The 22,110-nt window shown below is 40.8% G+C and carries 18 protein-coding genes, 1 tRNA gene and 1 riboswitch; of the genes, 13 read left to right on the top strand and 6 right to left on the bottom strand.

The genetic code is table 11. From position 1 onward, the window contains the following. Positions 1-146: 146 nt before the first annotated feature. From AAG747_RS24125 to AAG747_RS24095, 7 genes are all read left to right on the top strand, one after another. Positions 147-434, top strand: coding sequence for an antibiotic biosynthesis monooxygenase family protein (locus AAG747_RS24125; protein ID WP_346823813.1), 288 nt, complete (start codon positions 147-149; stop codon positions 432-434). 124 nt (positions 435-558) lie between these two features. Further along, positions 559-2,172, top strand: a complete 1,614-nt coding sequence (locus AAG747_RS24120; protein ID WP_346823817.1) for a beta-N-acetylhexosaminidase — start codon at positions 559-561, stop codon at positions 2,170-2,172. Positions 2,173-2,588: 416 nt separating this feature from the next. Next, positions 2,589-3,659 (top strand): T9SS type A sorting domain-containing protein, encoded by a 1,071-nt coding sequence (locus tag AAG747_RS24115; protein WP_346823812.1) that lies wholly within the window; start codon positions 2,589-2,591, stop codon positions 3,657-3,659. A 502-nt stretch (positions 3,660-4,161) separates the two neighbouring features. After that, positions 4,162-5,253, top strand: a complete 1,092-nt coding sequence (locus AAG747_RS24110) for a T9SS type A sorting domain-containing protein (RefSeq protein WP_346823811.1) — start codon at positions 4,162-4,164, stop codon at positions 5,251-5,253. 172 nt (positions 5,254-5,425) lie between these two features. Next, positions 5,426-5,809 carry a DUF3592 domain-containing protein gene (locus AAG747_RS24105; protein WP_346823810.1) on the top strand — a complete coding sequence of 128 codons (384 nt, stop codon included), beginning with the start codon at positions 5,426-5,428 and terminating at the stop codon, positions 5,807-5,809. A 73-nt stretch (positions 5,810-5,882) separates the two neighbouring features. Further along, positions 5,883-6,179, top strand: a complete 297-nt coding sequence (locus tag AAG747_RS24100) for a hypothetical protein (protein ID WP_346823809.1) — start codon at positions 5,883-5,885, stop codon at positions 6,177-6,179. A gap of 169 nt (positions 6,180-6,348) precedes the next feature. Further along, the gene (locus AAG747_RS24095) at positions 6,349-9,885 is read left to right on the top strand and encodes a ligand-binding sensor domain-containing protein (protein ID WP_346823808.1); all 3,537 of its coding nucleotides are present in this window, start codon (positions 6,349-6,351) and stop codon (positions 9,883-9,885) included. A 112-nt stretch (positions 9,886-9,997) separates the two neighbouring features. Here the strand turns inward: AAG747_RS24095 and AAG747_RS24090 are convergent, their stop codons facing one another. The 3 genes from AAG747_RS24090 to AAG747_RS24080 all read right to left on the bottom strand — a co-directional run bounded on the left by AAG747_RS24090 (position 9,998) and on the right by AAG747_RS24080 (position 11,537). Further along, on the bottom strand, positions 9,998-10,645 hold the full coding sequence (locus AAG747_RS24090; RefSeq protein WP_346823807.1) for a ClpP family protease: 648 nt from the start codon (positions 10,643-10,645) through the stop codon (positions 9,998-10,000). Between the two features lie 126 nt (positions 10,646-10,771). Beyond that, positions 10,772-11,029 carry a hypothetical protein gene (locus AAG747_RS24085; RefSeq protein ID WP_346823806.1) on the bottom strand — a complete coding sequence of 86 codons (258 nt, stop codon included), beginning with the start codon at positions 11,027-11,029 and terminating at the stop codon, positions 10,772-10,774. Next, positions 11,010-11,537, bottom strand: coding sequence for an RNA polymerase sigma factor (locus AAG747_RS24080; protein WP_346823805.1), 528 nt, complete (start codon positions 11,535-11,537; stop codon positions 11,010-11,012). The genes AAG747_RS24085 and AAG747_RS24080 overlap by 20 nt, the downstream gene beginning before the upstream one ends. Before the next feature lie 291 nt (positions 11,538-11,828). On the opposite strand from AAG747_RS24080, the gene phnW reads away from it, so the two are divergent. After that, entirely contained in the window at positions 11,829-12,941 is a 1,113-nt protein-coding gene (phnW, locus tag AAG747_RS24075; RefSeq protein WP_346823804.1) for a 2-aminoethylphosphonate--pyruvate transaminase, read from the top strand. 63 nt (positions 12,942-13,004) lie between these two features. Here phnW and nhaD read toward each other — a convergent pair whose 3' ends face one another. Then, positions 13,005-14,333, bottom strand: a complete 1,329-nt coding sequence (gene nhaD / locus AAG747_RS24070; RefSeq protein WP_346823803.1) for a sodium:proton antiporter NhaD — start codon at positions 14,331-14,333, stop codon at positions 13,005-13,007. A gap of 232 nt (positions 14,334-14,565) precedes the next feature. Here nhaD and AAG747_RS24065 point away from each other — a divergent pair, with 232 nt between their 5' ends. The 3 genes from AAG747_RS24065 (at position 14,566) to AAG747_RS24055 (ending at position 16,180) form a co-directional block, all read left to right on the top strand. Beyond that, on the top strand, positions 14,566-14,973 hold the full coding sequence (locus tag AAG747_RS24065) for an acyl-CoA thioesterase (protein WP_346823802.1): 408 nt from the start codon (positions 14,566-14,568) through the stop codon (positions 14,971-14,973). Positions 14,974-15,066: 93 nt separating this feature from the next. Continuing rightward, positions 15,067-16,026, top strand: a complete 960-nt coding sequence (locus AAG747_RS24060) for a YihY/virulence factor BrkB family protein (protein ID WP_346823801.1) — start codon at positions 15,067-15,069, stop codon at positions 16,024-16,026. A 69-nt stretch (positions 16,027-16,095) separates the two neighbouring features. Further along, positions 16,096-16,180: transfer RNA gene (locus AAG747_RS24055), tRNA-Ser, on the top strand. A 179-nt stretch (positions 16,181-16,359) separates the two neighbouring features. Here the strand turns inward: AAG747_RS24055 and aceA are convergent. After that, a complete protein-coding gene (gene aceA / locus AAG747_RS24050; RefSeq protein ID WP_346823800.1) occupies positions 16,360-17,637 on the bottom strand; it encodes an isocitrate lyase in 1,278 nt (425 codons plus the stop codon). A gap of 150 nt (positions 17,638-17,787) precedes the next feature. Beyond that, positions 17,788-19,401 (bottom strand): malate synthase A, encoded by a 1,614-nt coding sequence (gene aceB, locus AAG747_RS24045; protein ID WP_346823799.1) that lies wholly within the window; start codon positions 19,399-19,401, stop codon positions 17,788-17,790. A gap of 543 nt (positions 19,402-19,944) precedes the next feature. Here aceB and AAG747_RS24040 point away from each other — a divergent pair. Both AAG747_RS24040 and thiS read left to right on the top strand, forming a co-directional pair. Then, positions 19,945-21,441, top strand: a complete 1,497-nt coding sequence (locus AAG747_RS24040) for a helix-turn-helix domain-containing protein (protein ID WP_346823798.1) — start codon at positions 19,945-19,947, stop codon at positions 21,439-21,441. Between the two features lie 121 nt (positions 21,442-21,562). Next, a riboswitch (TPP riboswitch) is annotated at positions 21,563-21,662 on the top strand. Positions 21,663-21,787: 125 nt separating this feature from the next. Further along, entirely contained in the window at positions 21,788-21,991 is a 204-nt protein-coding gene (gene thiS, locus AAG747_RS24035; RefSeq protein WP_346823797.1) for a sulfur carrier protein ThiS, read from the top strand. Positions 21,992-22,110: the final 119 nt, after the last annotated feature.

The following is a 22,110-nucleotide window of genomic DNA, read 5'->3' as shown; positions in this document are numbered from 1 at the left end:
ATCAGTGATGGATGATCAATAATCAGGACAAAACTAGGAGAGGAGTAAAAAATTGAGAAGCGATTTATGAGGGCTATTTTGTTTAAATACCCTGTTATGATAGATTTAAAATAAAAGTAGATCATGAAGTATATAATTCATAAAATATGATCCTGGAAGTAGCAACCCTGGACGTAATTCCGGGAAAGGAAAAAGCCTTTGAAGCTGATTTTGGCAAAGCCGAATCCATTATTTCCTCCATGCAGGGGTATCTTTCACATGAGTTGAAACGGTGTATTGAAAAAAATAACCGCTACCTTTTGCTGGTAAAATGGGAAACCTTGGAAGACCATGAAGTGGGCTTCAGAAAGTCGGCTGAGTACCAAGAGTGGAAGAAGTTACTACATGCCTATTACGATCCTTTTCCTAGCGTAGAACATTATGAATCCCTCTGATTAAATGTTGGAAGAGCACTCGGTAAATTTGGTTTAACTTAAATTGTTATCGAGCACAATTGTATTATTTAGAAAATAATTGCCTATTTTTATACAATAAGTAAACCATAACAAAAAATTGAAAATGAAACTGCTGAGCTATCTTTTGGTTCTGTGTGGTGTGTGGTTAAGTCATTCCGGTGCCAACGCCCAAACAGATTTACCTTTGGTTCCCTATCCGCAAAAAGTACAGCGGCATGACGGAGCCTTTATTTTTTCTAAAAAAGTGAAAATACTTGCGGAGGAAGCTGCCCAAGCAACTGCAAAGTACCTGGAAAAGGAATTACAAGGAAAATTGCCTGTAAAGGTTTCGGCCAAAGCGAAAAAGAATTCCATTTATCTTCGCTTGAACCCGGCATTAAAAGAGCAGTTGGGGCAAGAAGGGTATCAGTTGGAAGTGACTGAAGATCAAGTAAAAATTACGGCCGCCAACCCTACGGGTTTGTTTTATGGAGTACAAACGTTGAAGCAACTATTGCCGGTAGATTTGGTAAACACACCCCTGAAAAGCTGGGAGATTCCTGCATTGAGTATAGAAGACCGTCCTCGTTTTGCCTGGAGGGCATTTATGTTGGACGAGTCGCGGCATTTCCGGGGAAAAGAATTTGTGAAAATGCTATTAGATCAGATGGCTTTGTTGAAAATGAATACATTTCATTGGCATTTGACTGATGACCAAGGCTGGCGGATTGAAATTAAAAAGTATCCCAAACTTACTGAGATAGGGTCGAAGAGAAAGGATACGCAAATTGGCGGCTGGAATAGCGAAAAAAGATCGGGTGAACCTCATGAAGGCTTTTATACACAAGAGGAGATCAAAGAGTTGGTACAATATGCTGCCGAGCGGCATATTACGGTAGTGCCTGAAATTGAAATGCCCGGACATGCCAGTGCAGCCATTGCGGCTTATCCTTGGCTAGGGACAACAGGGAAACAGATAGAAGTTCCGGTGATTTTCGGTAAGATGGAAGACAGTTATAATGTGGCCAATCAAAAAGTATATCGCTTTTTGGAGGATGTACTTACGGAAACCATGGCCTTGTTTCCCTCAAAAGTGATTCATATAGGGGGGGATGAAGTGAAATTCGAACAATGGAAAAACTCTGTTCAAATTCAGGAGTTGATGAAAAAAGAGGGTTTGAAAAGTCCGGCAGATGTGCAGATCTATTTCACTAACAAAATTTCGAATTTTATAGATAGTAAAGGTAGACGTATGATGGGATGGAATGAAATTTTGGGTGGAAACGTACACGAATGGCAAGCGGCCGAAGACGTACAGGTGGGACAATCCCTGGCGAAAAGTGCAGTGATTCATTTTTGGAAAGGAGATTTAAAACTGGTTAACCAAGCCGTAGAGCAAGGATATGACATCGTGAATTCTTTGCATAGTTTTACGTATCTGGATTATAACTATCAAAGTATTCCTCTTCAAAAAGCTTACGGTTTTGATCCGGTTCCAAAAGGTCTGAACCCCAAATATCATCAAAAAGTACTGGGTTTAGGTTGTCAAATGTGGGGGGAATGGACGGCAACGGAAGAGCGAACAGAACATCAGGTATTTCCCCGGATCAGTGCTTATGCGGAAGTCGGCTGGACAAATCTTGATCAAAAAGATTTTGCCCGTTACCAAAGTGCATTAAAATCTTTGCAAATGCGATGGGATGCTTTAGGTATCCGTTATACGAAAGAAGTGGAATAAATCACCCTCACTTTGTGATAATTTTAAACCTTCCAGGTGTTTAAAAGCTGGAAGGTTTTTTTGTATCAGACCTTTATTCATTATTGTCCCTTCCCTCATCTATCCGGGTAAGTTGGAGTAATGACTACTTGTATTCTCAACTTTACGGCTATTATCTCTTGAGCACAAGAAGTTTCGAATCGTTAATATGTGTTAAGTATTTTTACGTAGAGTGATAAATTTTCAATACTTGCGGACTTACTACGTATTTATAAAAATATTTAACACGCACATTTGCATATAATGCTACTTAGGTAAGATGAAGACCTAAATGGTGAAATTCTTACTGCTATTGCCACACACAGATGTACTATCCAATGCCAATTGGGCAGAATTAGCTTTTATCTACTCTTAAAATCATTCAAAAAATTAGTAAGATGCGAGAAATTCTTTTGCTAGTAATAGCTGTGTGCGCTTTTTTCAATAGTAGCGCTTGTAATTTTACTGCGGCCGATAATGCGCAGAGCGATACCTATCATTTGTCGGCAATCTGTAGTAGCCCGTACAATAATGTCACAATTACTTTGGAAGAAGGGGATATCTTGATTTTTGACGAAGCAAATGTGTCAGTCGTAAATTTAATCATACAATTTAACGGAGACAATATCTCTGTTCAAGTGCCCAACACCCTTAGTGTAGCCAGTAGCATAAGTTTTACAGGGTACGGATCGGGAACACTGGATGTAGACGGAGGGTTGAATGTGGCCGGAAGCTGGAGCAATTCGGGAGTTGATTTGGATTTGAACGGAAGCGGAGCGGTCAATGTGGCCGGAGCAATGCATGTGAGTGCAGGTACGGATTGTAGCGGTCCTTGCCCTACTTTTGATTTGTCTGGCCCTTGCGCAGACGGAGGTTCCGATTATTGTGAAACACATGTAAACTGCGGTGCTTCTTGTGATCAGCCTTTGCCGATTACCTTACTTTCATTCACAGCTCAATGGAACAGCCCTCTGGTGAGTTTGAAATGGACAACAGCAATGGAAATCAACAATGATTTTTTTAGCATTGAAGCTTCCGGGGATGGTAAAGAGTTTTATCCGGTGAAAAATATTGGCGGAGCAGGCAACAGTAATCAGCCCATCAACTATCGGGAAGAACTTGCCCCGGAACCTTGGCCGGTAACCTATTACCGGTTAAAACAAACAGATTTTGACGGAACGTATTCGTATTCGAAGGTTGTGTCAGTTAGCAGAAAAGATGAGGGTATAGTGGTGTATCCCAACCCGGCAAGCCAAGGAGATTTTACTCTGAAAATAAAAGTAGATGAGGATACCCATATTTGGCTGTATAATGCTTTGGGGCAAGAAGTTTATCAACAGGTTTTTACTGCCCGGGCGCTGGCCTATTGGCTCGAAAAGCCGATGAGTTTAGCAAAGTATGGACAGGGAACCTATCTGTTACGGATCCGGCAAGGGAAAAATATGATTCATAAAAAAGTGGTGTACTGATAGAAAAGACAAGAAATTTTCCAATCAAAAAGGCTGGAGTCAATTCTCCAGCCTTTTTGATTGGACTGGTATTTTGAATTGAGTCAAAGTAAATAACTATCCATTCTTTCTCTTTGTTTATAATTCGTTTAGGGTTCTTCGTTATTTATTTTTTTCCTAAAACTTGGTATTTGTTACCTTTCTTTTAGTTCCAATAATGCTTTAGGGATTGTGTGAGAAAAAATACATTTTGTCCGGATTATACTAAGGAGGTAGATTGACTTATTTCAAGATCTTTGAAAATTCGAGTATTTATGCAAAAAAATGCAAAATAAATCCAATACTTGCTAGTATTCAGCGTATTCAAGTATACTAAAGCAGTCATGCTAAGAATGCTACTTGGGTAAGAAAGAAATAAAAATTATAAAATTCCAACCCGGTAGCTCAAAAAATTACTCCCTAGTATTGCAGTTTGGATCAACTAGCATAGCCATTATACTCCTGAATTCAAAGAATTAACAAGATGAGAAAAAGACTTCTATTGCTTGTATTAGCAGTTTGTTATTATTCCAGTGTATATAGTGTTGATTGTAATTTTTCAGCTCCGAACAATGGGGTAAGTGATACTTATAACTTTTCCACTATCTGTGGTAGTTCTCCATACACAAATGTGACAATATCCCTGGAAGAGGGAGATATACTACTATTTGATAATCCTACAGAAGATATTGGTAATGGTTCCTTAACTTTAGTATTTAATGGTAATAACATCTCTGTAAAAATTCCTAATAGTTTAACTGTAAATGGAGGGGTTTCTATAGTAGGTTCAGGATCCGGGGAGTTTGAAGTAGGCGGATATCTAGAAGTAATTGGCAATTGGGACAGCCAAGGTGTAGATTTAGATATAAAAGGTGGAGGAGATATTAAATTTAACGGGGCGATGGCGGTTAGTCCGGGTACCGATTGTAGTGGTCCTTGTCCTACCTATGATTTTTTTGGGGCTTGTGGCGGTAATTTAACTTATTGTAATGATCATGTAAACTGCGGTGCTTCTTGTGATCAGCCTTTACCGATTACCTTGCTATATTTTAATGCTACATTAGTTGAAAATTTAGTAGTTCTTAAATGGGCAACAGCTATTGAGGTTAATAATAATTATTTCAGTATAGAGGCTTCCAACGATGGAAAAGAGTTTTACCTGGTGAAAGAAATTCCCGGGGCAGGAAATAGCACTCAATTACTTACTTATCAAGAACATGTTTCTCCCGAACCTTGGCCAGTTACCTACTACCGGTTAAAACAAACCGACTTTGACGGTACGAGTACGTATTCCAAAGTGGTGTTGGTAAGACAAGGCGATGGCGAAGGTGGAGTAAGTGTTTATCCTAATCCTACAGACAATGGCAATTTTACTTTAAGAATGAAAGTAAGTAGCGGGGCACAGGTTTGGGCCTTTGACGCACTAGGTAAAAAAGTATATCAACAAACTTTCTCTTCCAGAACTTCTGCCTATTGGGTAGAAGAACCCATCAGCCTTACAGGTTTCGGACGGGGGGCTTATACATTGCGTATACAACAAGGGGACAAAGTGGTACATAAAAAGGTTATATATTAAGGCTACACGACAACAAAAACAGTGAGCGGGCTTTACCTAAGCCCGCTTTTTTTGCTTTTGGGAAGATAAGGGGTTGAGAAAAGTACTGTTATGCAGCTGTGTTTAGAAATATTTATGGAAATTCACTGAAAAAATTTTTAACTTACTTTTCTCACCAAAGCACCGGAACATTATGTTAGTCGCATATTTTCAGATTATCATCGGTCTTCTGGCTACAAGTTTTGGCATGAAAAAGTTATTGCACTTTAGGTCCTTGATGAACAAAGGAAAAGTCAGTATCGGAAAAGTTTCAGGGTTTCATGAGAAAACCGAACAAGGCCACCGAAGATACTATCCCGTCATTTCTTTCCACACTCAAGAGCATCAGTTAATAAATAGTGAATTGCATATGGGAGCCAAAGTTCCCATGTTTCTCAAAGGAGAAAAGCTTCGGATTATCTATGAGGAAGATAATCCGAAACATATTGAATTATTTGACTTTACATATATCCTATCCCTGTTTATCATCCTGTTAGGCATTGTCGTCATAGTGTTAGGAGGGAGTAAGCTGGTATAAGTTGTCTTGATTTTAGTGGCTTATTGTATAATTTAGAGGAATTACCTTCTCTTAAATAAAAAGAAATAGTGCCATGAATTTTGAAGAGTTTTCTAACAGCCTTGCATCGCCATTTCCACCGCACAAACTCAGTCAGGCCTTGAAGGCATTATGGTATGATGCCAAAGGCGATTGGGATACTGCACACGACATGGCTCAAGAAGATTCTGGCAATGAAGCGGCTTGGGTACACGCCTATTTGCACCGGAAAGAAGGAGATTTAAGTAATGCCAATTATTGGTATCAGAGAGCCGGCCAAACAATGTCTTCCCATTCGCTAAAGGAGGAGTGGGTCATTGTGGCCAGGACCTTGCTGGAAAAATGTAATTAAAGAGTTCGGGTTCCCATAAATTTGACAATTCCACGTTACTTATTACACTGAGCAAATAAACTGAAATTTATTTAATAACTTTCGGGATAGGATAAAGCTCCCTGTCTTATTTTTTTAACACATTCTGGCAACGAAAACAGAGCTAGTAAGGCCGAACGACTACACAACTATGCAACCTAGTAAATCCTTGAACCGAACAGTGATTCTGTTCTCATTATTACTTTTGCAAATAATTGCTTTTACCGCACAAGCGCAACAAAAAGCACTCACATTTGATAACCTTACCTTGGAAGATGGCCTGTCCCAGAGTACCATCAATTGTATGCTCCAAGACACTGATGGATATATCTGGGTGGGAACCCGTGGAGGATTAAATAAATACAATGGGATTGATTTTGAAATGTTTAGCCACAATCCATCGGATTCTACCTCTCTTGTTAATAATATTATTTATTGTTTGTATGAAGACCATCAAGGCAAAATTTGGATAGGTACACAGTTTGGTTTGAGTATTTTTGACCATCAATATCAGAATTTCACCGCATTTGCCGGAAAAGGTGAACAAGGATTGAGTTCGAATACAGTGACGGGTGTTTTACAAGATTCACTTAATCACTACTGGATCGCTACCAACCCGGGAGGGTTGCATAAAGTTACTTTTGCTCAAAATACAAACGGTGAATATTCGGACAGGTCCATTACCTTATTTCAAAATATCCTGGGGAACCCAAGAAGCTTAAGTAGCAATAAAATTACTTGTATGCTTGAAGACCGTTATGGGTTCTTTTGGATTGGGACGGCTGACAAAGGGCTGAATAAATTTGACCCGTATACCGGCAAAGTGACCCGTTATGTTTTTCAAGAAGATAGTCGTAACACTTTGTTGAGTAATCATATCCAAACATTATATGAGGATTTTGACGGTAATATTTGGGTGGGTACGGACAAGGGGGTTAACAAACTTTCTTTGAGCAAAAAACAAAAAAGAAAACTGGATAAGAACGAACGGATTAGTGCTTATTTAAACAATGATGAAAAAGGAAGGGGGAGTAATTCGATTCTGGCCTTTGCGCAGACTGACTCGAGTAGTCTGTGGATTGGAACAGATGATGTAGGAGTGAAAATGCTGGACTTGCCTACTGAACGGATCAAAAGTTTTGTACACAGTGATACCAGACCCAAATCACTGTTGAGTAATAATATTATTTCTATGCTCTCGGATAAAGAGGGGACGTTGTGGGTGGGAACAAATGCCGGTCTAAGCAAAGCGAATCAACAAGGGGCCCGTTTTCATTTGTTACAAAGAAATCCCTCCAATCCGAATACCCTGAGTAGCGATAACATTCAAATGATCTATAAGGAGAGAAGCGGTACCATATGGATCGGGACGTTTGACGGAGGATTAAATAAATACAATTCCAGAACAGGTAAGTTTACCACTTATACCAGCAAGGACATCTTTGATGCCGGTGAAAGTCGCACGGAGGCCAAAAAATTAAAAGAACAGGCGTATATTAATAGCCTTTCCAGCCGGCGAAAAAGACGGTATTTGAGAAATCGAAAAGAAAAACCGAAGCCCCTGTTTTTAAGCAATGACCGGGTACTTTCACTACACCGGGATAAAAACAAAACCGTGTGGATCGGAACCGGTGGGGGAGGGTTGAATAAGTTGGATTTGAGGGATGAGTCTTTTACGCATTACAAAGCGGATTTGGGCAATACCGATAGCCTGAGTAATAATATCATTTGGGCCATATACGAAGATAAGCACCACAATTTGTGGTTGGGAACCGAGGGAGGATTGAATATCTTTAAAAACGGGCGCTTTCAGCGATATATGAATGATCCTAATGATGCGAACAGTCTTAGCCATAACGATGTGAGAACCATCCTGGAAGACCGGAACGGCAACTTCTGGATTGGGACATACGGGGGAGGATTGAACAAATTTGTGCCCCAGGAAAAGAAGTTTTACCGCTATCAGAGTAACGGGAAAAATTCCTTGGCGAGTAATGCGGTATTTAGCTTGTACGAAGACTCAGTAGGCATTATCTGGGTCGGTACTTCGGCAGGACTGAATAAATTTGACCCGGAGTCCGAAACGTTTACTTTGTATTCCGTAGAAGATGGGTTGCCTAATAATTTCGTCTATGGTATTCTGGAAGATCAACATCACAACTTGTGGTTAAGTACCAATAAGGGTCTTTCTCGCTTCAATATGGAAAAGGAGACGTTTAAGAATTATGACCAAAAGGACGGATTGCAAAGTAACGAGTTTAACCCGGGGGCCTATTTTAAAACCCCAAGCGGGGAGTTGCTTTTCGGAGGGATACAAGGATTAAATTACTTTTATACGGATGAAATCAAAGACAATCAAATCCTGCCAAAGATTGTAATCACTGATTTTAAGATCTTCAATAAAAGTGTACCTGTAGGGGGAGATTTGTTACAAAGAGATATCTCAGCAACCGGGGAGTTAGAGCTTTCACATCGCGACCATGTCATATCTTTTGAATTTACAGGTCTGAGTTTTCAACACGCTGAGAAGAATCAATATGCTTATAAGCTGGAAAACTTTGATAAAGATTGGAATTATGTAGGTACCCGTAGGTTTGCCAGCTACACCAACTTGCCTCCGGGAGAATATACCTTTAAGGTAATCGGGTCGAATAACGATGGTGTTTGGAATGAAGAAGGGGCAGCCATTCAAATTACCATTCACCCCCCTTTTTGGAACACCTGGTGGTTTTATACTCTATGTGGTCTTTTGAGTGTGGTGCTGTTATACGGCTTGATTCAGTACCGTTTTACCAAATTGCGGGAAGCGAAAGTGGAACTGGAAAAACAAGTGAACATTCGCACCAAGGAATTGCAAGTGGAAAAAGAGAGGGTGGAATCAGCGAACCTGGAGGTGGATCAAAAGAACAAAGAATTACTGAAAAAAAACCAGGACATTACCAGTAGTATTGCTTATGCCAAAAGGATACAAGAGGCCATATTGCCTTTGGATATTCAACAAAAACTGCCGGAATCCTTTGTCTTATATAAACCTCGTGACATCGTTAGTGGGGATTTTTACTGGCATACTCAGAAAGGTAATAAAATTTTATTAGCGGCAGTGGACTGTACGGGACACGGAGTGCCAGGGGCCTTTATGTCGATGATTGGCCATACCTTGTTGAATGAAATTGTGAATACCAAACAAGTGACACAACCTGCTGAAATCCTGTATTATTTGAATATGGGAGTGCGGGAAATCCTGAATCAGGACCAGGAAAGTATCAAAAGCCGTGACGGAATGGATATCAGCATTTGTGCAATTGATTTGGAAAATAAACAATTGGAATATGCCGGAGCCAAACGGCCCCTGTATTTGGTTCAGAATGGAGAATTTCAGGAAATCAAAGGCGATAAAATTTCGGTGGGGGGTATTCAACGAAATAAGGAAGCCAGTTATACCAATCATTGTATTCCTTTAGAGGATGGATTGCTAATTTATATGGCTTCGGACGGTTATGCCGATCAGGTGGGAGGGCCTAAAAAATCCAAATACCTTACGAAACACTTTAAAACCCTGCTGTATAAAAACCATCACCAGCCGATTAACAAGCAGTATCAAATATTGGAAAAAGAAATCGATTCTTGGCAAGGATCGGAAAAACAAGTGGATGACATCCTGGTGATGGGAGTAAAGGTAACAGTATAAAAGAATTCCTTTTCATGAGTAGAAATACGATTGCACTACTCTTGAGAAGGAATTTTATAGTAATTAAATCATTGCATTTTGAAGAATGTGCCGGACGCAATTGTTTGGTGATTTACATGATTTCCTTGCCATGGTGCCCATTCATCAATGAAATTTTATATTGAATGTCTTCCAGGGAAATCAAATCATCCGTGTCACCTAATATTTCGTCTACCAGACCAAAATCTTTAGCTTCCAAAGCATTTAGAAAACGGTCTCGGCGGAAGGCCTCGTCTATTTCTTGCCGGGTATGATTGGAATGTTTGCCCACCAAATAAAACAATTGATTTTGTAACCTTTCTTGCTCTCTGTAAGCAATTCGTACATCTTCCGTATAGCCTTTGGAGCCTCCTCCGGCCGGGTGCATATGGATGGTTGCGTGAGGCAGGGCATACCGTTGGCCCTTAGCTCCTGAAGTGAGAATCACCGTACTCATACTCATTGTGGCGCCCATGGCCACTGTAGAGACGGGCGATTTTATCGCTTTGATGGTATCGTAAATTGCCAAACCCGAGTAAATAACCCCTCCCGGACTGTTGATGTATAAACTTATGGGCTTGTGATTCTCATTATCGAGATACAATAATTGAGCTACCACCAGGTTTGCCACCTGGTCGTCAATGCCAGAGCCTAAGAAGATAATCCGTTCTTTGAGCAATAAGCTATAGATGTCATAGGCGCTACGAGTAGAGCCGTCTATGACGGTTGGTATAATGGCCATAGTAAATGATTAGATAAGTAAAGGATTCGTATTGAATGTTTGCTAACCAGCAGCAGTGTTGAGTAAAAGAAATATTCCGGTAACCGCGGATGGATACAGGGAATGGATAAATACAGTCAGTTATTATTATTTAAATATAGCATTGACCTCTTTGGCAAACTTTTCTTCTTGCATCAGGGATTGATGAAGAGATTCCAATTGAGATTTTTTTTGTTGTCGCGAAAGCCAACGGATCACTTGATACGTCTTTTGTTGAATACGGACATTTTCTTTTAATTCCGCTGAAGTGAGCATTTTGGCTTGAAAGAGCAATTGGTCATCTTCTTGCATTTCCTTCAAGAGGTATTGATCGATAAGTTGTATATCATGCAATTGCTTCCTCATACACATCCGAATGTTTTACTTGTTCTCTTACTTTTTCAAGACACTTGTATTTTTGCACCGTGGCCGAACGCTTTGTTTTGTAATTAAACTCTTGCGCTATTTGTTGCATCGACCATTTGTCATAGTAGAAAGCCTGAAGTAGTTGTATGCACTTTTGCCCCGCTGCTTTCAGATAGTGTAATAAGCGTTCGGTTTGACTGGATGGGTCAGGGTAAAAATCTTCCGGGATACTTAAGTGTTCTTCGAGCCCACCCAGGGAAGTATTCCTGGTATCTGCTTTCATCTTTTTTAGCCAAAGTATTTTGGCAATTCCTGTAATATAATTGCTTGGCGATGTATGCAAGTTTAAAGTATTGTTGCGCTCCTTTTCCAGATAAATAATCATAGCATCGTGAAAGAGATCTTTGGCAGTAGAAAGATCCCCTCCAAGCCGGTGAATTACCTTGGCAACTTTTGGAAAAGCTTCCCGGTAGAGAGCTATCAGTTGTTGATCTTTTTCTTGTTTCATAGAGATGGGTTTTTACTTATAGTATCCGGAACATGTGAAAGATCACCTTTAAGTTAAAAAAAATCTGACGAATTGATCAAAATACCTCTTTAATAAAAGAAAATAAGGATTGATAGTTAAAGTAAAAATACAAGTTGTATATACAATTAAATGCATTTGATAATACAGAGGGTGCTGCTTCATAATTTCTTAATCTAAAATTTCTCAAAGGGAGATTCATATCTGTTGTTTTTTTATTTATTTTAAACAAAATTTAATATTTGTTTACTTATTTGATTCGCCTTTTCAACAATGGAACAACATCAAGCAGCTGATAATCATTACCTTCTGTTGACTCCCGGGCCACTGACTACTTCTGACACGGTAAAACAAACTATGTTGAAGGATTGGTGTACATGGGACAATGATTACAAAGAAATTGTACAGGAAATTCGACAGTCTTTATTGCAAATTACCGGGTTGGATCAGACATATACCAGTGTTTTGATGCAAGGAAGTGGTACATTTTCGGTAGAATCGGTAATTGGAAGTGTTCTTCCTCCGGATGGAAAGTTGCTTATTTTAACCAATGGAGCCTATGGAGACCGGATTGTCAAAATCGCTACCCATTTACGCATTGACCATACTGTATACCAAAGGACTGAAAATGAAATTCACTCTACAGAACAGTTAGATCTATTGTTGCAAGAAGATCCGGCTATTTCCCATGTAGTAGTGGTGCATTGCGAAACGACTACAGGTATTCTGAATCCTATAGAGCAGTTTGCCCCGGTAGTCAAGCAGCATGGAAAGACCTTCATCGTAGATGCCATGAGTAGCCTTGGGGGGATTCCTATTGACATTAAGGGACTACAAATTGATTTTATCATCAGTAGTGCCAATAAATGTATTCAAGGTGTACCCGGTTTTGGTTTTGTATTGGCTAAGAAAGAAGCATTGGAGGAGTGCAAGACGTATGCACGTTCTCTGTCTCTGGATTTGTATGACCAATGGGCGGCCATGGAACAAGATCCGGGAAAATGGCGGTACACTTCTCCTACACATGTAGTCAGAGCTTTCCGGCAAGCCTTGTGGGAGTTGATCGAAGAAGGGGGGATAGAAGCGCGTTACCAACGCTACAAAGAGAATCACCGTATTTTGGTCCAAGGAATGAATGCATTGGGATTTCAATGTTTAGTGGATGAAGAAAACCAATCACCCATCATTACTTCCTTTGTCAATCCATCTGCATCAGTATATAACTTTCAACAGTTTTACAACCTACTCAAAGAAAAAGGATTTGTGATCTACCCGGGTAAAGTGTCTTATGCGGATACTTTCCGGATCGGTAATATCGGCCATGTATTTCCTGAAGATATGGAAAGGCTGGTGTCCAGTATCCGGGCATCCATGTTTTGGAAATAAACCTTGAGAATACCTAAGCACAAAGCCGTTTGGGAATGATTGTCCTATTAGCGGCTTTGTGCTTTAATGGAAGAATGTAATTCCTTGCATCAAAAGGAATGTGATAGCGCCTACGAAATAACCGATTAATGCCAGCCAGGAAATTTTTTTGAGATACCATCCAAAAGGAATTTTCTCCATGCCCATGGCGGCAACACCCGCAGCGGAACCGATGATCAAAGCACTGCCTCCCGTACCGGCACAATACGCGATGAATTGCCACATCAGATGATCGGTAGGGAATTGGGCTAAATCATACATGCCGATAGCGGCTGCCACCAAAGGGACATTATCCACAATGGCTGACAATAGGCCTAAGACCATACTAATGACAAATACATTGCCTACGGCCTGATCCAGAAAAGTAGCAAGGGATTTGAGGATACCGGTAGCTTGAAGACTGGAAATGGCTACCAAGATGCCAAAGAAAAACAACACACTGGGTACATCCACTCTCCGTAATACACCAATTACGGAAACCGGATCTTTCATTTCCTTCATTTTGTTTTTGTGCATGATCTCAGTGACCAACCACAAAAAACCCAAACTGAATAAAATCCCCATGAAAGGAGGGAGATGGGTTAAAGATTTGAATACCGGTACAAATAGTAAAGAACCTACTCCCAGAAACAAAATGATCATCCTTTCGGATTTTTTGACAAATTTTAATTCGGCAGGCTTCATATTGATGGAATTTCTGGAATATATATTTATCCGGGTGTGCTCAATAGGTGTATGAAAGTTGCCTTTGATCATACAGGAAGCCAAGGTAACCGGGATGACCATACAGATCAAACTGGGAATGATCAGATTGGTAATAATATTGACAGAAGTGATCTGACCATTGATCCAAAGCATGGTAGTCGTTACGTCTCCGATGGGTGACCAGGCTCCTCCGGCATTGGCGGCTACCACCACTATGCCTACAAAAAACATTCGCATCTCTTTTTCTTTGACCAATTTTCGCAAGATGGAAACCATGACGATGGTGGTGGTAAGGTTGTCTAATGCGGCTGAGAGGAAAAAGGAAAGCAAACAGGTGATCCAAAGAAGGGTAATGTTTTTATTGGTAGTGATACGGTTGGTGATAAACTCAAAACCTTCATGGGCATCGATAAGCTCTACGATGGTCATCGCACCCAAAAGGAACAATAGAACGCCAGCGATTTCACCTACATATTCATACAATTCATGGGTGACTAAATGGGCTTCTTTGTCGGAAAAAATAATGTAAATGGTCCAAGTAAGAATGCCGATTAAGAGAGAGGGGGCTGCTTTGTCTATTTTGAGGTTATGCTCTAGTGTGATTAACAGATAACCTACTAAGAAGATACTTACCAATGCAATTACCATGGTATTGACAGTGAGTGGTGAGGTGAAAAAATCAGAACTGCTTTCATAGAGTACTTCTGAGTAAAAGTTTTATTTTAAATTCTTGAAAGGAAATCAGGTGGATATTCAAAAAGTGCTAAAACCTCTTATTTCCATATTATATCAGTGAGTAGTATTTTGTTGATCCGGAAGGATTAGCAGGCTACATTTCCCGCATTCTTTCTATGTTTGTAGGTAAACTACTGATATCAAAATGTTTCTAAGAGAATTCCAAATACGTGTAAGATACGCGGATACCGATCAAATGGGCTATGTTTATTATGGCAACTATGCTACTTTTTACGAAATTGGAAGAGTAGAATCACTTCGGAGTTTGGGTTTTAGTTATAAGCAATTAGAAGAAGAAGGAGTGATGATGCCGGTGTTAGAGTCAAGTTCCAAGTACCTGGGGCCTGCCCGCTATGACGAACTTCTCACCATCAAAACCGTTATCAAAGAATTACCGAAGGTGAAAATCCGGTTTGAGTACGAAATTTTTAATGAGGCAGGAAATTTGATTCACACCGGAGATACTATTCTGGCATTTATCCGCAAGGATAATCACCGGCCCTGCCGGGCGCCAAAACAGATACTCTCATTATTGTCACCATACTTTTCTTGATGTAGGAGGGCTTTTGGGAGAGTATCCGGAAGCATAAAGTCCGCTCAACGGATGGAAATCAGAACCGGTAGGATCGTACGAACCCTGAAGTGAATGAGAATAATCAAAAAATACATTTTTGCAACCTATGCGTTTAAGGCTTTCGCCAAGCTGTTAAAAAATATCCGGATTGGTGACCCTGACATTTCCTTGTATGTGATCTTGTTGATTTTATTTAATAAACTGAAAAATTACGAAATCCGACAAAGGGCCTATGCCGTTGCATTTAATTTTACCATGGCCGTGTTTCCCGCCAGTATTTTTTTGTTTACGTTAATTCCTTATTTCCCGGTTGAACACCTTGATCAAATGCTGTTTAACTTCTTTAATGAAGTCGTGCCGCATTCTATCATGGGGGAATTGGAACATATGATTCGTGACATTGTCAGTAAACAACACGGTGGTTTGATGTCTTTTGGATTTCTATTGGCGTTGGTTCTCTCCTCGAGTGGAATGATGTCCTTGATCCATACCTTTAACCGGATCTATCACAAAAGTGAAGAGCGTCCCTTTTGGAAAAAACAACTGATAGCCACTTTCTTGAATATTGTCTTGGCATTTTTACTATTGGCTTCCATCATTGCCTTAGTGTATGGAAAACTTATTCTTAAGTTTTTGGTCGACTACAGTATTCTCACCAATGACTTCCTTTTTCACCTGATTAACTTTCTACGCTTTGTTATCATTTCTTGTATTTTCTTTTTGGCAATCTCGCTGATCTATTATTTAGCCCCTGCCGTGCCTCAGCGATGGAACTTTATCACAATCGGTTCTTTAGTGTCCACAGTGCTTTGTGTATTGGTGTCATGGCTGTTTTCTTTCTATGTGGAAACCTTTCAAACGTACAATAAATTATATGGCTCCATGGGGTCGATGATTGGATTGATGTTTTGGCTGTTTGCCATCTCTTATATCTTGTTATTAGGCTTTCAAATCAATGCAACTATTGATGAAGCAAAGGACAAACTCAGTGGGATTACAGACGAATTAAAAAAAGATGAAAAAATTTTTTAATAATATTTTGAGAAAATAAAAATCTGTTACATATTTGCAGCCCCAATCGAGGGGAATTAGACTAAAAATAGAGGGTTGGCGGAGTGGTCGAACGCGGCGGTCTTGAAAACCGTTGTACAGCAATGTACCGGGGGTTCGAATCCCTCACCCTCTGCTAGGGTAAGCCTTACCAGCAATGGTAAGGCTTTTTTTATTTCAAACTGTTTTTGATTTTTTTTAAAAAAAGCCTGGTAGTACTATTTTCTATCAGGCTTTTTTGTACCTAATCTGATAAGAAAAAAACCGGCTGCATTGGCATGGCAGCCGGAAATACCTTGTATTAACAATAAACCCTTAAGCAAATTGCTCTGCCTCTGTACTGTCTTTCATGGCTACCGTGGAAGATTTGCCTTGTTGGATCGTATCCTGTACATAATCGAAATATGTAGTGCCTACAAAAGCTTGGTGTTTTACCGCTGTAAAGCCTTCCTCTTGTAAAGCAAACTCTCTTTGTTGCATAGCGGAGTATCCGGCCATTCCGTTGGCTTTGTACGCTTTGGAAAGTTCGAACATAGACGTGTTTAAGGCATGGAAGCCTGCCAAAGTGATAAATTGGAATTTATATCCCATATCAGCCAGGCTTTCGCGGAATGTCAACATCTCTTTTTCGCTTAGGTGTGCGGCCCAGTTGAAAGAAGGTGAGCAATTGTAAGCCAAGAGTTTTCCTGGGTATTTTGCATGGATGGCTTGGGCAAACTCCCGGGCTTGTCCCAAATCAGGGTGGGAGGTTTCCATCCACAGCAAATCGGCATAAGGAGCATAAGAGAGTCCACGGTTGATTCCCTGCTCAATGCCGCTGCGCACTCTAAAGAAGCCTTCTGCGGTGCGTTCTCCGGTTAAGAAACTTTGGTCTGCCGGGTCGATGTCGGAAGTCAGCAGATTGGCTGCATCAGCGTCTGTGCGGGCAACGATCAGGGTGGGAACGTTCATTACATCGGTCGCCAAGCGGGCTGCGATTAATTTTTGAATGGCCTCTTGTGTGGGTACTAACACTTTACCACCCAAGTGCCCGCATTTTTTTGCAGAAGAAAGTTGATCTTCAAAATGTACTCCGGAAGCTCCGGCTTCAATCATGCCCCGCATCAGTTCGTACGCATTTAAATTACCGCCAAAACCTGCTTCGGCATCCGCTACGATAGGAACCATCCAGTCAATGTCGCCCTCCTCGTGTATGGATTGGATTTGATCTCTGCGTAAAAGGGCGTTGTTAATTTTTCGAACAACTTGAGGAACAGAGTTCGCCGGGTACAGCGACTGGTCGGGGTACATTTGTCCGGCAAGGTTGGCATCCGCAGCTACCTGCCATCCGCTGAGGTAAATGGCATTAAGTCCTGCCGCTACCTCCTGAATCGCTTGGTTGCCAGTGAGTGCGCCTAAGCCTGCTACAAAATGTTGAGTATGCAACTTATGCCATAGCTTTTGGGCGCCTTGCTTTGCCAGGCTGTACTCAATTTCTACACTTCCTCTTAATTTCAATACTTTTTCCGGAGCGTATGGCCGGATGATTCCTTCCCAACGCGGGTTGTTTTTCCAATCGCTGGCCAGCAGTTGGCTCTTTGTAGTGGTCTCCATTTTTTTTAGTAAGTTTGGATGTGAAACAAATCAATTTATTGAGTGCTCTCCCCTTGTTAATTTAATGATGGGAGAGTTTTTTATGTGGGGTAAACTTTGTGTGCCCCTGTGAAACTTAAAATAATAGTTATGTGCAGTAGCTATTCGTAATTAATCAATGAGTTTGTAAGCGGGTAAGGTTAAAAACTCCCGCAACGCTTGATCTTTGACTAATCGGTCAAACAGTTGGATGGCTTCCGGAAACCTCCCTTGCTCATAGTTTTCTTCTCCTAGCATGGTTTGAATGCTTTCCACCTCTTCATTAAGCAAGGTTTCGTATAGTTCTTGGGTGAAAGTCCGCCCGTCTTCCAGTTGGATTTGTGCGTGCAGCCATTGCCAAACCTGTGTGCGTGATATTTCGGCAGTGGCGGCATCTTCCATCAGGTTGTAAATGGCGGCAGCTCCGGTGCCTCTCAGCCAACTTTCGATATACAGAATCCCCACATTGATATTCATGCGTATACCTTGTTCGGATACGGTTCCTTCCGGAACTTCAATTAATTGAGAAGCCGAAGTATGGAAATCTTCCCGCAAGTTCTGTATTTGGTTCTTCTCGGGCATGTATTTATCAAATACATCCATGGCAATTTTTACTAGGCCGGGATGGGCTACCCAGGTGCCGTCATGACCGTTTTTGGCTTCCAGTAATTTGTCTTTCCTTACTTTGTCCAAGGCCTGGGCATTGGCTTCAGGGTCGTTTTTAATCGGAATGAATGCTGCCATGCCTCCGATAGCATGCACCCCTCTGCGGTGGCAAGTTTGTATGACTAGTTGTGAATAAGCACTCATAAACGGAACTGTCATAGTTACTTTAGAGCGGTCGGGCAAGATGCGGCCAGGAAGCTTGCGGAATTTTTTGATATAAGAGAAAATATAATCCCATCGTCCGCAGTTTAGTCCGGCTGAATGGTCGCGCAATTCATAAAGAATTTCATGCAGTTCAAATGTTGCCAATAGGGTTTCAATCAATACCGTGGCTTTGATTGATTTTTGAGGAATGCTCAGGTAATTTTGTGAAAAGACAAACACTTCGTTCCACAAACGGGCTTCCAAGTGGCTTTCTAATTTGGGTAAATAAAAGTACGGGCCACTTCCTCTGTCGAATAAGATCCGGGTATTATGAAACAGGTATAAGCCGAAGTCTACTAGGCTGGCACTCATGGGTTCTCCTTTGTAGCAAAGGTGTTTTTCTTCCAAGTGCCAGCCTCTGGGGCGCACCATTAAGGTGGCTGTCTTCGGGTTTAGCTGGTAAGATTTTCCATTGCCGGGTTGGGTAAAAGTAATGGTGCGCAAGTTGGCATCGCGCAAATTCAGTTGCCCGTTTATGGTATTGTCCCAGGTAGGGGTATTACTATCTTCAAAGTCGGCCATAAATACCTTGGCACCGGAGTTTAGGGCATTGATCACCATTTTCCGCTCTACCGGCCCGGTGATTTCCACGCGGCGGTCTAATAGGTCGGCCGGAAGAGGGGCTACTTTCCAGTCTGCTTCCCGGATGGCTTGTGTTTCCGGTAGAAAGTCAGGCAGGGTTCCTTGGTCTATGGCTTCTTGTCTGGCTTGGCGTTTTAATAACAGGTTTTTCCGTTTGTTGTTGAATTCTTGGTGTAAGGCTATTAAAAATTGCAAAGCCTCTTTGGTTAAGATTTCAGCAAATGCTTCGGTGTACTTTCCTTTTACCTCGAGTTCTTCAAGGGTGGGATAGCAAAGTGTTTCCGTGGGTTCCATAAAACAAATTCAATTTATTTAGGTAAAAAGCGGATAGTGATTTTCTTGTATGAATTATCCTATAGCAGGGTATTTTCGGTTAGCTGTTGTTGGGTTGAAAGGTCGAGTTAATGTAGTTAATTCAGGAAATGTTGTAAACCTCTGGCATTATATCAAACAGAGGTGTCTTGCTGCTGGTTGGACTAATTGGCTTTAGCCTTTCTTAGTAGAGCTGAAGAGTAAGATAATTTTTCACAATATAAGAAAAATATTCTATTAGAGGAAATTCCGCTAAAAATTTTTTTTACACTTTTTTCTTTATCTTTGTTTATTCCCATTTCTAAATGATTAATATTGATAAAGCTTTCGGAATGAGTCGTTTTGTATCAATCATAGCTACCAGAAAGAACCTTGGATTTTTTGAAAGGAAGTGGGTTAAAAGTGGAATGGCCCGGCAGAGGCAAGGTTGTTATGCTTTTCTCATTGAGAAAAAATAGGAGGGAAGTTTACTCAATATTTCATTCCGGGAAAAAGACGGAGTTTTAAAGTACATTTCTTATCAGTATGAATACGGATGATGCCTTAACAATAAAATTAATTTTTGCCTTTAAGCTCAAATTGCTTCGCTTGCAAAAAAAGCTTTCCTATCAGGAGTTGTCGGATATGACCGGGCTTTCTACTTCTTATTTGCACGATATAGAGAAAGCCAAAAAATATCCCAAAGTAGATAAAATCAATGCCCTGGCAAAAGCCTTAAATGTTACTTATGATTACTTGGTATCGACCACGGCATCAAAGAAATTACAGCCCATTATCGAATTACTCAACTCGGAGTTTTTCAAGATTTTTCCTCTGGAGATGTTTGGGATCAGCAACTACAAATTGTTTGAGCTGTTTACCAATACACCGGATAAAGTGAATGCCTTTCTGAGTACGATTTTCAAAATCACCCGCAATTACCAAATGCGCAGTGAGCATTTTTACCAAGCGGCATTGCGCTCTTATCAGGAAATGTATGATAATTATTTTGAAGATCTGGAGCAGGCGGTGCAAGCCTTTAAGCAAGAAAAAGATTTGAGTACTGAAGGTCCGTATTCCACCAATACGTTGATCCGAATTCTGATAAGTAGTTATGGTATCCAAGTGGACCGTCAACAATTGGTTCAATACGAAGAGTTGAAAGATTGCCGCTCTTATTATTCCGAGGCAAAAAAAGTGTTGTACCTGAACCAAAACCTAAGTGCAGCACAAGAAAAATTTCTTTTGGGCCGTGAACTGGCTTTTCAGTATTTGGGATTGACGGAAAGACCTTATATTACACGCATTGTAGAAGTGGATTCTTTCGAGCAATTGTTGAATAACTTCAAAGCCTCTTATTTTTCTATTGCATTGTTGATGGGAGAAATGGAGTTGGTCCGGGATGTTCAGGAGTTTTTAGGGCAACCTCACTGGGAGGCCGCTCATTTTTTGCATTTTCTTGAAAAGTACGATGTCACTCCGGAAATGCTCATGCAACGCTTGACCAATATCTTACCCAAGCATTTTGGGATTGATGATCTTTTCTTTTTGCGTCTGCAAGGAAATGGTGGCCACAAAGGCTTTAAAATGACCAAAGAATTGCACTTGTCCCGTTTGCATAGCCCTTATGCCAATTATACTCATGAGCACTATTGTAGAAGATGGGTAGCGATTAACATTCTTGAAAAATTGAGAAATAAAAGTCACAACGAGCTATTGGCTGATTTGCAGATTTCTGACTATTGGGAAAGCAATAACGAATACTTATGTATATCAGTCGCCAAACAGAGCCATGAAACTTCGGAAGAAGGGGTGAGTGTCACGCTTGGATTGAGAGTCAACCCAAGGCTCAAAAAACTGGTCGGTTTTCTCCAGGATCCGGCCCTGGAAACCCGAGAAGTGAATACGACATGCGAACGTTGTGCCATTTCGGATTGTGAAGTCAGGGCCATGGCTCCGGTTATATTGGATAAAAAGAGAAAAGTGGATCGGATCAAGGCTATCGTCCAAGAGGTGGATAACGAAGGTACCATGCGTTTCTAAACCTCCTCTTTTTTTAATAAAATTTGCCGCGATAGCCTGTTTAAAACCAACCTGGTAATACACTTTTCGTTCTTCCGGTAGCAACTCTTGCCAGATATGAATTTATTGCTACCTTTGTGTGAATAAGCTTTAGGGGTGTTCCGGCTTTGGCAGGAACTGAGATTATACCCTCATAACCTGATGCAGTTAGTACTGACGAAGGGAAAAGTTGAGAATTCCTTCCTGATTGTGAATGAATTATACTCCCCCCTGAAGTTTATTGTATGCCTGTGAGTGTGTATTTTCAATACCACAGTTCTCTGGCACAAGGCAAAACCAAGTGTTTACTTTTATACATTGTGTTTTTATGGAGGTATTTGTCAACAATAAACCGTACCGGTATGAAACTTCCCTTTCTCTAGAGCAAGTGCTCACAGAACTGGGCTTAAAAGGGAAAAATGGGATTGCGGTGGCTGTCAACCAGAAGGTGGTGAGCAAACCGCAGTGGCCTTCATTCACCTTGCAAAATCAAGATCAAATCACCGTAATTACCGCCACTCAAGGAGGTTGATACATTTCGTCAATATCCCCCCCTTTCAAAGGATTGAAAAGAGTGGCTGGAAGTAGATAATTGGCTAGAATACCGGCCATTCCCGCTTAACAAAATAATATTCTTTATCCACAAAAAAA

This window comes from Rapidithrix thailandica, from assembly GCF_039710355.1.
Taxonomy (GTDB): domain Bacteria; phylum Bacteroidota; class Bacteroidia; order Cytophagales; family Flammeovirgaceae; genus Rapidithrix; species Rapidithrix thailandica.
This window is presented reverse-complemented; position numbering and strand designations above follow the sequence as displayed.

Coding starts and splice junctions, on each gene's coding strand:
- AAG747_RS24095 (WP_346823808.1), top strand. CDS start 6,349: ATGCAACCTAGTAAATCCTTGAACCGAACAGTGATTCTGTTCTCATTA.
- AAG747_RS24080 (WP_346823805.1), bottom strand. CDS start 11,537: ATGAAACAAGAAAAAGATCAACAACTGATAGCTCTCTACCGGGAAGCT.
- AAG747_RS24110 (WP_346823811.1), top strand. CDS start 4,162: ATGAGAAAAAGACTTCTATTGCTTGTATTAGCAGTTTGTTATTATTCC.
- AAG747_RS24040 (WP_346823798.1), top strand. CDS start 19,945: ATGAATACGGATGATGCCTTAACAATAAAATTAATTTTTGCCTTTAAG.
- phnW (WP_346823804.1), top strand. CDS start 11,829: ATGGAACAACATCAAGCAGCTGATAATCATTACCTTCTGTTGACTCCC.
- AAG747_RS24085 (WP_346823806.1), bottom strand. CDS start 11,029: ATGAGGAAGCAATTGCATGATATACAACTTATCGATCAATACCTCTTG.
- aceB (WP_346823799.1), bottom strand. CDS start 19,401: ATGGAACCCACGGAAACACTTTGCTATCCCACCCTTGAAGAACTCGAG.
- AAG747_RS24125 (WP_346823813.1), top strand. CDS start 147: ATGATCCTGGAAGTAGCAACCCTGGACGTAATTCCGGGAAAGGAAAAA.
- AAG747_RS24060 (WP_346823801.1), top strand. CDS start 15,067: ATGAGAATAATCAAAAAATACATTTTTGCAACCTATGCGTTTAAGGCT.
- aceA (WP_346823800.1), bottom strand. CDS start 17,637: ATGGAGACCACTACAAAGAGCCAACTGCTGGCCAGCGATTGGAAAAAC.
- nhaD (WP_346823803.1), bottom strand. CDS start 14,333: ATGGTAATTGCATTGGTAAGTATCTTCTTAGTAGGTTATCTGTTAATC.
- AAG747_RS24105 (WP_346823810.1), top strand. CDS start 5,426: ATGTTAGTCGCATATTTTCAGATTATCATCGGTCTTCTGGCTACAAGT.
- AAG747_RS24100 (WP_346823809.1), top strand. CDS start 5,883: ATGAATTTTGAAGAGTTTTCTAACAGCCTTGCATCGCCATTTCCACCG.
- AAG747_RS24065 (WP_346823802.1), top strand. CDS start 14,566: ATGTTTCTAAGAGAATTCCAAATACGTGTAAGATACGCGGATACCGAT.
- AAG747_RS24120 (WP_346823817.1), top strand. CDS start 559: ATGAAACTGCTGAGCTATCTTTTGGTTCTGTGTGGTGTGTGGTTAAGT.
- thiS (WP_346823797.1), top strand. CDS start 21,788: ATGGAGGTATTTGTCAACAATAAACCGTACCGGTATGAAACTTCCCTT.
- AAG747_RS24115 (WP_346823812.1), top strand. CDS start 2,589: ATGCGAGAAATTCTTTTGCTAGTAATAGCTGTGTGCGCTTTTTTCAAT.
- AAG747_RS24090 (WP_346823807.1), bottom strand. CDS start 10,645: ATGGCCATTATACCAACCGTCATAGACGGCTCTACTCGTAGCGCCTAT.